General features: G+C 66.4%; 22 protein-coding genes. 17 read left to right on the forward strand and 5 right to left on the reverse strand.

Going from position 1 to position 8943, the window contains the following annotated elements:
* Positions 1-11: 11 nt before the first annotated feature.
* The 5 genes from JJ685_RS05345 to JJ685_RS30365 are packed head-to-tail and all read right to left on the reverse strand — an operon-like array spanning position 12 to position 1662.
* On the reverse strand, positions 12-536 hold the full coding sequence (locus JJ685_RS05345) for a hypothetical protein (protein ID WP_201673157.1): 525 nt from the start codon (positions 534-536) through the stop codon (positions 12-14).
* Positions 533-829 carry a hypothetical protein gene (locus JJ685_RS05350; protein WP_201673158.1) on the reverse strand — a complete coding sequence of 99 codons (297 nt, stop codon included), beginning with the start codon at positions 827-829 and terminating at the stop codon, positions 533-535. Before JJ685_RS05350 ends, JJ685_RS05345 begins: the two co-directional genes overlap by 4 nt.
* Positions 826-1185, reverse strand: coding sequence for a hypothetical protein (locus JJ685_RS05355; RefSeq protein ID WP_201673159.1), 360 nt, complete (start codon positions 1183-1185; stop codon positions 826-828). Before JJ685_RS05355 ends, JJ685_RS05350 begins: the two co-directional genes overlap by 4 nt.
* A 48-nt stretch (positions 1186-1233) precedes the next feature.
* Positions 1234-1431: a hypothetical protein gene (locus JJ685_RS05360; protein WP_201673160.1), complete on the reverse strand. Its 198-nt coding sequence runs from the start codon at positions 1429-1431 to the stop codon at positions 1234-1236.
* Between the two features lie 21 nt (positions 1432-1452).
* Positions 1453-1662 (reverse strand): Cro/CI family transcriptional regulator, encoded by a 210-nt coding sequence (locus tag JJ685_RS30365; RefSeq protein ID WP_201673161.1) that lies wholly within the window; start codon positions 1660-1662, stop codon positions 1453-1455.
* 27 nt (positions 1663-1689) lie between these two features.
* On the opposite strand from JJ685_RS30365, the gene JJ685_RS05370 reads away from it, so the two are divergent.
* From JJ685_RS05370 to JJ685_RS05445, 17 genes are all read left to right on the forward strand, one after another.
* Positions 1690-2397 carry a helix-turn-helix transcriptional regulator gene (locus JJ685_RS05370; protein WP_201673162.1) on the forward strand — a complete coding sequence of 236 codons (708 nt, stop codon included), beginning with the start codon at positions 1690-1692 and terminating at the stop codon, positions 2395-2397.
* A 219-nt stretch (positions 2398-2616) separates the two neighbouring features.
* Positions 2617-2823 carry a hypothetical protein gene (locus JJ685_RS05375; protein WP_201673163.1) on the forward strand — a complete coding sequence of 69 codons (207 nt, stop codon included), beginning with the start codon at positions 2617-2619 and terminating at the stop codon, positions 2821-2823.
* Between the two features lie 164 nt (positions 2824-2987).
* Positions 2988-3152, forward strand: a complete 165-nt coding sequence (locus JJ685_RS05380) for a hypothetical protein (protein WP_201673164.1) — start codon at positions 2988-2990, stop codon at positions 3150-3152.
* Positions 3149-3379, forward strand: coding sequence for a hypothetical protein (locus JJ685_RS05385; protein WP_201673165.1), 231 nt, complete (start codon positions 3149-3151; stop codon positions 3377-3379). The genes JJ685_RS05380 and JJ685_RS05385 overlap by 4 nt, the downstream gene beginning before the upstream one ends.
* Complete coding sequence (locus JJ685_RS30050) at positions 3376-3501, forward strand: hypothetical protein (protein ID WP_269117360.1); 126 nt, start codon at positions 3376-3378, stop codon at positions 3499-3501. Before JJ685_RS05385 ends, JJ685_RS30050 begins: the two co-directional genes overlap by 4 nt.
* Positions 3498-4154, forward strand: a complete 657-nt coding sequence (locus tag JJ685_RS05390) for a hypothetical protein (protein ID WP_201673166.1) — start codon at positions 3498-3500, stop codon at positions 4152-4154. Before JJ685_RS30050 ends, JJ685_RS05390 begins: the two co-directional genes overlap by 4 nt.
* Complete coding sequence (locus tag JJ685_RS05395) at positions 4151-4360, forward strand: hypothetical protein (protein ID WP_201673167.1); 210 nt, start codon at positions 4151-4153, stop codon at positions 4358-4360. Before JJ685_RS05390 ends, JJ685_RS05395 begins: the two co-directional genes overlap by 4 nt.
* Entirely contained in the window at positions 4360-4521 is a 162-nt protein-coding gene (locus JJ685_RS05400; RefSeq protein ID WP_201673168.1) for a hypothetical protein, read from the forward strand. The genes JJ685_RS05395 and JJ685_RS05400 overlap by 1 nt, the downstream gene beginning before the upstream one ends.
* The gene (locus tag JJ685_RS05405) at positions 4518-4673 is read left to right on the forward strand and encodes a hypothetical protein (RefSeq protein WP_201673169.1); all 156 of its coding nucleotides are present in this window, start codon (positions 4518-4520) and stop codon (positions 4671-4673) included. Before JJ685_RS05400 ends, JJ685_RS05405 begins: the two co-directional genes overlap by 4 nt.
* A gap of 10 nt (positions 4674-4683) precedes the next feature.
* Complete coding sequence (locus JJ685_RS05410) at positions 4684-4833, forward strand: hypothetical protein (RefSeq protein WP_201673170.1); 150 nt, start codon at positions 4684-4686, stop codon at positions 4831-4833.
* 2 nt (positions 4834-4835) lie between these two features.
* Positions 4836-5138, forward strand: a complete 303-nt coding sequence (locus tag JJ685_RS05415) for a hypothetical protein (protein ID WP_201673171.1) — start codon at positions 4836-4838, stop codon at positions 5136-5138.
* Positions 5135-5710, forward strand: coding sequence for a hypothetical protein (locus tag JJ685_RS05420; protein WP_201673172.1), 576 nt, complete (start codon positions 5135-5137; stop codon positions 5708-5710). The genes JJ685_RS05415 and JJ685_RS05420 overlap by 4 nt, the downstream gene beginning before the upstream one ends.
* Positions 5711-5738: 28 nt before the next feature.
* The gene (locus JJ685_RS05425; RefSeq protein WP_236598680.1) at positions 5739-6359 is read left to right on the forward strand and encodes a hypothetical protein; all 621 of its coding nucleotides are present in this window, start codon (positions 5739-5741) and stop codon (positions 6357-6359) included.
* Positions 6359-6547: a hypothetical protein gene (locus tag JJ685_RS05430; protein WP_201673174.1), complete on the forward strand. Its 189-nt coding sequence runs from the start codon at positions 6359-6361 to the stop codon at positions 6545-6547. The genes JJ685_RS05425 and JJ685_RS05430 overlap by 1 nt, the downstream gene beginning before the upstream one ends.
* Positions 6537-7061: a hypothetical protein gene (locus JJ685_RS05435; RefSeq protein ID WP_201673175.1), complete on the forward strand. Its 525-nt coding sequence runs from the start codon at positions 6537-6539 to the stop codon at positions 7059-7061. The genes JJ685_RS05430 and JJ685_RS05435 overlap by 11 nt, the downstream gene beginning before the upstream one ends.
* Complete coding sequence (locus JJ685_RS05440) at positions 7058-8515, forward strand: DUF551 domain-containing protein (protein WP_201673176.1); 1458 nt, start codon at positions 7058-7060, stop codon at positions 8513-8515. The genes JJ685_RS05435 and JJ685_RS05440 overlap by 4 nt, the downstream gene beginning before the upstream one ends.
* Positions 8512-8943: a hypothetical protein gene (locus tag JJ685_RS05445; protein ID WP_201673177.1), complete on the forward strand. Its 432-nt coding sequence runs from the start codon at positions 8512-8514 to the stop codon at positions 8941-8943. The genes JJ685_RS05440 and JJ685_RS05445 overlap by 4 nt, the downstream gene beginning before the upstream one ends.

Raw genomic sequence — 8943 nt, forward strand, 5'->3', positions numbered from 1 at the left:
AGCCGGCTGGTTCATGCGGCGCCTCCGAGCAGCTCGCCCTGCGCCGAACGCGGCAGCTGCAGCAGCTTCTGGGACTTGCCGGTGTGCGGGTCCTTCCGGGTGCCGGCCTCCTCCAGGTGGCCGCCGGCCAGCAGGGAGTCGACGCGGCCGCAGACGCAGTTGATCGGCATCGGCGCGATCTGCGCGATCTGCTGGCGCGACAGCCGCACCTCCGGGCCGGTGAACAGCGCCAGGACGGCCGCCTCCTTCGGCGCGAGGTAGTCGGCGACCGGAAGGCTGTGGAACGCCTCCAACGAGGTCTCAGCGACAGCGGTGCGCATCAGCCCACCCCCCCTACTCGGGCACTTCAGGAAGTCGAGGCACCCGGTGCGCAGAGCGGAGCCGGCCCAGTCGTTCTGCTGGCTGTAGGTGCCCTTGGCGTTCGCGTTGGTGACGCGCGAGGGCTGCTGGAATTCCTGCTGCGGCAGCTTGTAGTGCTTGCCGGCACGCCCGTAGGTGAGGGGGCCGATCTCCAGCTTTCCGGGCTTGGTGTTCATGCCGAGCCCTCCTCGCCCTCGGCCGCCGACAGGGCCAGCAGCCAGCGCTCGAACGCGGATCGCCACGCGGCCTCCAACTTGAAGCCGGCGAACGGGTTCTGCGGCTTCACGCCCGTGGCCCGGAAGCTCCTGGCCGCGTCAAGGGCCTGTTGCGACACGTTGCAAGAAGGGCACCTTGGTGCCGCGCCACATACCCTCTTGGTGTCTTGGCTTGCGCCAGATTTTTGACCAAGATCAAACTCGGCCACTTGTATGCCCTCGGCGGCGGAGAAAGAAGAAAGGGCGGCGGTCATGCTGCCGACTCCTTCAGTTGAGCCAGCATCTGCAGCAGCTCGGGGACGGTGCCCTCCAGCTTCGCCAGCAGACGGGCCCGGCGGGCCTCCGGCGTGTCCATGTACTTGGCGCACAGGTACTCGATGACGGACGCCGCCTCGCCCGTGCTTTGCAGCCAGGACTCGAAGTCGTCGACGTTGAAGCGCTGGGTGTCGCCGTCGGCGGGGTTCAGCTTGCGCGTGAGCGTCGACGGGGCCATGTCCATGTCCGCCGCCTGCGTCTTCATGGACTTGTGCGTGACGCTCGCCCGGTGCGCCACGAAGGCGCGCAGCGTGGCGAAGCGATCCGGCAGCGCGGGCTCGAAAGAGAGGGTCATTTGGGCCGGAGAAACAGATGCCATGTCGGGTTCCCGTCTGTTGCCGTCTCAGCGCGAGACAAAAAAAGGAGACTGCGCTGCATGGGACGCAGCGAAGCCATCGAAGAAAAAGCCCCGAGCCACACGGCCCGGGGAAACGCGCTCGTCACGCGCCTTGGAGACATCGGTGAAAGAAAGAGCCCGGGCCCGAAGGCCCAGGCTGAAGCCCGCCGGAGCGGGGAGGGAGGACTTGTTGATCGGCACCATCGGGGGATCGTTTCGGCCCAATCAAGCGCCTTTAGCAGACTTGCGCGCCGAACAGGAAGCAGGGACACTGACCCTCAACTGGAACCACTCGGGGCGGAGATCCCTCAGCTCGTACTGCCGCAGAGGCGGAATCTCGTCTCCCCATTGGGAGATGGCGCTCGGAGTGATGCCCAGGAGCTTGGCGAGGGCCGAAGGGCTTCCAGCCAACTTGATTGCTCGTGCAGTCTTCATCGGCCTAGGTTTTAGCACACTCAACAGATGGCGGCAAGTGAACTTGACGATTTGACTGGCCCAATCGAAGAGATGAGCCTAAAAGATCGAATCCGCGAGGCGATGGGGGAGCGCTCGTCAGCCGAACTTGCCAAAGCCGTTGGGGTAACCAGCTCCGCCGTAAGCCTATGGTTGACAGGTCAGACAAAGACCCTCAAGGGGGACACCGCCATCCTGTTGGAACGTGTCACCGGCTATCGGGCAAATTGGTTAATTAGTGGACGAGGGCCGAAGAGAGTTGAGTCAGCTCAAGCCACAGACTTGCCGCCTCTATATGCTGGTCGGCGCTCCGGGGTCCGTTCAGTACCCGTCGTCGGGATGGCGAAGATGGGGGAGAGGGGCTTCTACGAGGAGATCAGTTCGATTCCCGGAGCGGGGGATGGGCACATCAACATCGCGACAAACGACCTTAATGCCTACGCATTAAAGGTTCGAGGGAACAGTATGGCCCCAGCCATTCGAGATGGCTGGTTTGTACTCGTGGAGCCCAACGCGGCCCCAGCCGTAGGCGAGTACGTGTTGGTGAAGATGCTGGACGGCCAGAAGATGGTAAAGGAGCTGCTCTATCAGCGCTCCGACTGCATCGAGGTCCTATCTGTGAACAGCGGGGAGCGGCAGACCATCTACGTCGACGAACTGGATTCTGTCCAGGCGGTGTCGGCCGTGGTGTCGCCCAGCAAGTGGAAGCCAGACTAAAAAAACAGCGCGAGGAAGGGGGAAGCATCAATGTCACTTGTGTCCTGTCCTGAGTGCAAAGCACTCATCAGCGACAAGTCAAGCGCCTGCGTGAAGTGCGGCGCACCGCGAACACCGGCCAAGCCGCCACCAACGCCAGCGGTCGCGTGGCCCGATGGCGAGCCGGCGAGAATTGAGAGTCCGACACGCCTATGGCCATGGGTCGTCGGCATCGGGGGGATGCTGTCCGCCCTGATCTACTTCGGCGGCTCGGTCCCGAACTTGTCCAGCACGGACGGGGGCAGCGAGGTCGACCGGCGCGCGATCCAGCTGTGCTGGCAAGACCAGGCGCGCAAGTCACTGGAGCCGTCCGCGGCCAGGTTCGTTGCCGCCACGTGCGAGAAGCTGGAGACGGAGTACATGCAGAAGCACGGCCGCCGCCCGTAAGCCCGGCAAGCTCGGAACAACACATAACAAGGCCCGCACTGCGCGGGCATTTTTGTTGCCTCAATCCCAAGTGCACTCAACGGGTATCGTGAGCATACTTGACGCTTGATTTGAGTTAACTTAATAATCCTCCCGTCGCCCACCAAAGGGCGCTGGAGGACGAGATGGCACGAGAAGCGACGGTCCATGCACACGCGCTCTACCTGCGCGCCTGCGCTGACGCGCTGCGCAACGGGGACGCCGAAGCCCGCACGCAAGCCGCGAAGCTGCTGCTGCAGGCCCGGAAGATCGACCGGCAGACGGCGCATCGCGAAGAGGTGGCGGCGTGACCTACCACCTGATCTCGATCAGCGTGCGCAAGTCGCCGCGCGACCGCGCCTACAACGTGCGCCAGTCCTTCGACGCTGAGTCTCTGGCGCATGCATGCCAGAGGCATGTCGCGTTCATGGCCGAACGGCTCTCCCCTCGCTGCTCCGTCCTGCGTGACGGCACCAGCGGGGCCCGGTGCTCGCTGGAAGAGAGCCAGCACATCGCCAAGGCTGGAGGTGCGGCATGAGCGAAGACTTCGACCGCTCTGAAGGCCCCGGCCTGCTGGTGGGCCCGGCCTTCTGGGTCGGCGGCGTCGCGCTGCTGGTGATGTGGGTTGCGCTGGCGATCTACTGCCTGGGGGCCGCATGAAAGAGCGCCCGATCCTATTTTCCGCGCCGATGGTGCGCGCGCTGCTGGCCGGCACGAAGACGCAGACGCGGCGCGCCATGCGAGTGCAACCCAGCGACGAGGCGGCCGTCACCGTGGAGCACTTCCACCAGACGGTCGTCGACCGCTACGGTGACGAGCAACCCGGCCCCGAAGTCTTCGGTGCATGGTGGGATGACGGCGAGAGTGGACTGGTCTGCCCCTACGGCCAGCCCGGCGACCGGCTGTGGGTACGCGAGAACGGCTGGCAGCGACCGGAGCGCACGCCGCAGATGATGCGCGAGGGCGCCGACACCTGGGCGCCCTACTACTTCGACGCCGACGGCATCAGCGAGCAGGAAGCCGCCGACTTCAAGGCGTGGGGCTTCAAGCGCCGGCCCAGCATCCACATGCCGCGCGCGGCCAGCCGGATCTCGCTGGAGGTCACCGGCGTGCGCGTGGAGCGCCTGCACCAGATCAGCGACGCCGACTGCGTGGCCGAGGGTTGCCCCGGCGGCCACGGCTCGATCCCGGGCTACCAGTACAACGCCACGCCGCGGGAGCACTACAGAGCCGTCTGGGCGGCCGTGAACGGCCCCGGCAGCTGGCAGGCGAACCCGTGGTTGTGGGTGGTCGAGTTCCGGAGGCACGCATGACCGCCCGCCTGCAAGCCTTCACCGTGAACATCGGCCGCCGCGGCTCCCCTCGCCTGTCCTTCTCCTGCATGGCGCCAGACGCCTGCTCGGCGCAGATGCAGCACCTGGACCTCGCGGAGGTGGGCGAGCGGGTGGAAGTCGTGCCTGCGCTCGCGCAGAAGCCGGAGGAGATCGACCTGGACGAGATCCGAAAGGCGGGCCTGTGATGCGCGAGACCGCCTGCAACCAAGGCCGCGGCCCCTGCGCAGAAGAGCACCGCGCCGCATCGCGCCGCGCGCTGGCCGCCATCGCCCGCACCTACTGGCCTGAGATCGCCGTCCTCTGTGGGCTGGTGCTCTGGACCGCCTTCTGCAGGGTGGCCGCGTGATCCGCGCCGCCGCACGCTTCTTCCGCCTGCTGCCCGTGCAGCTGGAGCTGGCCCACCTGAAATGGGCCCGATCCGAGCTGCCGGTGCATCACCGGGACTTGCCTTGCGTGCTGGCCCGAATCGCCGAACTGGAGGACCGCTGTGCTCGCTGAGTGGGACGACATGGACGCCGCCGAACTGCGCGCGGAGGACCGCGCCGAACGCCGCCGCCTGCGCGGCCACTGGTGCCGAGATTGCCTCGGGCACACCGGGCCGGGATCGCCCTGCGCGCCGGAGAGCGAAGAAGAAACCGAAGCCGAATTGGAGAACTGAACATGGCCCAGATTCAACTCAAGGGATTCCTCGTCTACCAAACCGCCGACTACTGGCCGGAAGAAAGGCGGTGGGGCTGGCTGGCATACGACCCTCGCGAATACAAGGACACGGAGCGCGTCGTGGTGCGCGAGGAGGCCATCACCGTCGAAGTGCCGGACGGCTTCGATCCGCGCTCCGCCAAGCTCGCTGCCAAGCAGAAGGAACTGGAGCAGGTTCGCGCGGAGATGGGCGCGCGGGTGACGCAGATCATGCGCGAGATCCAGCAGTTGCAGGCCATCGAGATGAGCGAGGTGCAGTCGTGACCGACAAGACCCACTACCGGAAGGCGTTCGATTCGCCGTATCTGGCGAGCGCCGACATCGTGGAGCCGACAGTCCTCACGATCAAGTGCGTGCGCCTGGAGAAGGATCGCACCAAGAAGACGAAGGACCTGTTCAACACCGCCTACTTCGCGGAGAAGGAGATCCGGCAGGGCGAGCCCCTGAAGCCGATGATCCTGAACGCCACGAACAGCAAGACGATGCGCCAGCTCACCGGCTCGGCGTTCATCGACGACTGGAACGACGTGCGCGTGACCGTGTACGTGGACAGCCAGGTGAAGTTCGGCACCGCCAACGTGGAAGGGCTGCGCATCAGCACCGAGGCACCCGCCGAGGGGATGGGCGGCGCCGGCCTGCGCGGGCACTGGCTCGCGAAGGCCAAGAATGCGGCCAGCCTGGGCGAGATGTCGAAGGTGTCAAAGGACGGAGCGCACGCCTTCAACACGGCCCGCGACCGCGAGGGCTACCAGCAGTTCGCCAAGGCGGTGCAGGCGCGCGGCGCGGAACTGCGCAAGCAGGCGGAGCAGCCTGCCGCGGAGGCCGCACATGGTTAAGTTCCGCTGCAGCTCCATCGGGAAGCTCATGACCGAACCACGATCCAAGGCCGAAGGGCCTCTCTCGGTCGGCGCGCGGACCTACATCCGCGAGCTGGTCGCGCAGGAGATCTTCGGTGTCGACTTCGAGTTCTCCAGCAAGCAGACCGAGAAGGGCCTCCTCGTCGAAGAGGACGGCATCGCCCTGCTGAACCGGGTGCGCGGGCTGTCCTTGTCGAAGAACGCCGAGCGCCGGCAGAACGACTGGATCACCGGCGAGTGCGACCTGTTCGACGCGCCGCGCCGCCGCGGGCACGACCTGAAGTGCTCCTGGTCGATCGCCACCTTCCCGATCGCGGTCGCGGACTGCGAGGACAAGCTCTACGAGTGGCAGATGCGCGGGTACATGGCCCTGTGGGACGCCGGGGAGTGGGAGGTGAATTACGCCCTGGTGGACACCCCCGAGCACCTGATCGGCTACGAGCCCCTGCAGATGCACATGGTCGGCCACGTGCCGGAGCACATGCGCCTGACGACTTGGCTGGTGACGCGCGACATCGAGAAGGAAGCGGCGATGTGGGAGAAGGTGCGCCACGCCCGCGCCTACTACCAGGAGGTGATCGAGACCTTCGACCGCACGCACCGCCTGCCGGAACTGGAGGCCGCGTGATGGACCAGAAACACGACGACCCACCCCTGCCGAACCCGTCGCAGCTGCGCGCGATGGCGCGGCCCGCACCCTGCATGCCGGGCCGCCACTGCGAGCGCCATGCCAGCGGTCTGCGCGGCTGCATCGCCGGGGAGTGCAACCGGCCGAAGCCCGGTGATGGCGTGAAAGGACTTGACGATGTTCGATGAACAACACGCGCAAGCCCTGCGCGATCTGGATGCCATGCGTGCCGAGCGCGACGAGGCCGACCGCCGTGCCGGCGCTGCCGAACGCGAGTTGGACTCGCTGCGCGAAGCGGCGGCGGCCCGTACTCGCTGGCTGGACAAGGCGAAGGATGCGGCCGGCTACGACCGGAACGTGTCCTTCGATGTGGTCTGGGCCGACACCCTTGCGGCCTTCAAGTGGGCACGAGGCGACCTGGAGCCGGTCGCAGGCGACGTCCTCCCGAAGATAGGCGAGCGCGTGCTGATCCACCTCGCACGGCCCGACTCCTGGGTGGAGCACACCGTCGTCGGCTACTACGTGTGGCCTCCCGTCACTCCCAGCGGCATCCGCGTGTTCATCCGCGTCAGGCACCCCGGCGGGTCGCTGAATGCGCGGTTGCTCAAGGACGTGTGCAAGCTCGACGGAACGCCATTCCTACCGGCACCCAAGGATGGCGTGGCAATACCCCTTACCAACCAACCCAAGGAAACGAAATGACGGGCACGACGGAAGCGCGTGGCACCTTCGCGTGCCCGATCTGCGGCAAGGACACGCCGCACCACCACCCGGACAACGTGGTCGCCGCCTACCGCGACGATCAGGCCCGCCAAGACGGCTGGATCAGTACGCTGGTCAGGCTGCCGAATGACCCTGTTGGGAAGTTCTACTTGTGTCGTGGGCACGAGGTGATCCCTCCGAACAAGGACGAAGACGAGGGTCTGTGGCAGGAGGTGCACGGCATGCTGTGGCAGCGTCGGATGGCCGCGTACATGGGAGCCGAGGCGCTCCAGTGGGACCAAGACCGCCAATCGTTCCTTCTCGCTCAATGGACCAACATGGGCAACCCGGACTGGAAGGACTCCGACCGGCGCGCGCCGGTCTACGTCAAGCCGACGCATTGGCGAGAGATTCCGGCTTTCGGCATGGCCAGCGACGTTGACCACCTGACAGCCACCGTCGCCGGGCTGCAGGCCGTGGTGAAGGACCAGCGCAGCCGCATTCTCTCCATGCAGACGAACCACGAATACGAGCGCGAGCAGCTCGTGCGTGAGTTGGGGGAGGCGCGCTCCACCACTGGCGTGGCGGTGGTGCGGCAAGCCGATGCGTGGCGGCCCATCAATTCGGCGCCGAAAGACGGCCGCGAGGTCATCCTGCGCGAAGGGAACCGGGTCGGCGCGGCCTGCTGGGTCAAGTGGCCCGACACCTATGACAGCGACGGCGCGCCGGCTCGCGAGGGCGGCGAGGGCTGGACGGTCGGCTACGACGGCAACGAGTGGCGCGCCCCGACGCACTGGCAACCGCTGCCCGCCGCTGGCGTGACAGCGGCTGCACCCGTGGAGGAGCTGGCGATGCTGCGGCGGGACATCGAGCGTCTGCCGAAGTCGCCCGGCAAGGACGACGCGCTGCGCCACATGGCCGAACTGGAGCAGGCAATCGCCCGTGGCGTGCCGGCGGCCCCTGCGCCTGAGCCGAAGTGGATCTGCCCGCGATGCAAAGTGGACCGCTTCAAGGAGCCGTGCGGCGATCCGCACCACCCTCCGTGCGCTCTGACCGCAACCGCTTCTGGCGTGCAGGCGTGCCGCAAGTGCGGCGGCGCGATGAAGCCCGGCAAGGCCATGGGGCAGACCATGGACTGCAGCGACGAGGGGACGTGCAGCCCAGCAGGCCCCGGCAAGCTGATCGACTGCATGAAGTGCGAGCGATGCGGCTGGAGCGTGACCGCTGGCGTGGGGGAGAGTTTGCAGGCCAAGGCGCTGCGCGATCCGCCCGAGGTCATCGCCGCCGAATACGACCGGATGGTGATGCGCTCCGCGCTGCGGCAGATCGCCGGGATGGACCCGCAGGGGGTGCGTGCTGACGACCTCGGCCGGGCGGCTCGCGTGGCCCGCGAAGCCCTCGCCGATCCCCATGGCGTGGCAATACCCCAAAACGATCAAGGAGAGAAGCGGTGAACCCCATCCTGTTGAACAACTGGGAAGGGCAGTCGGTGACGGATGTTTTCACCGAATTCGACGACTCTCGCTGGTCAGCCTACCGCGAGCCGGATGCCATGCCGGTCGAAGAAAAGCCGGAGTTCAAGGGCGCGGAGATCCTGCTCGCCAGCTACGGCACGCCGAGTTACGAGGGCTACGCATTCGTGCTGTTCCGCCGCGACGGCAAGCTCTACGAAGTGAACGGGAGCCACTGCTCCTGCTACGGGCTGGAGGGTCAGTGGGAGCCCGAAGAAACCACCATCGAGGCGCTACGGCATCGTGTCAAGGAAGGCACGCTCGGCGAAGGCGGGTACGACGAAAACCCGTTCGCCGCCGAGTTGTTGCAGGTGCTGGACGCGCTTCCCGCCGATGGCGTGGCAATGCCCCAGCCCGAGAAGAAAGGATAG

This window comes from Ramlibacter monticola (genome assembly GCF_016722785.1).
Classification (GTDB): domain Bacteria; phylum Pseudomonadota; class Gammaproteobacteria; order Burkholderiales; family Burkholderiaceae_C; genus Ramlibacter; species Ramlibacter monticola.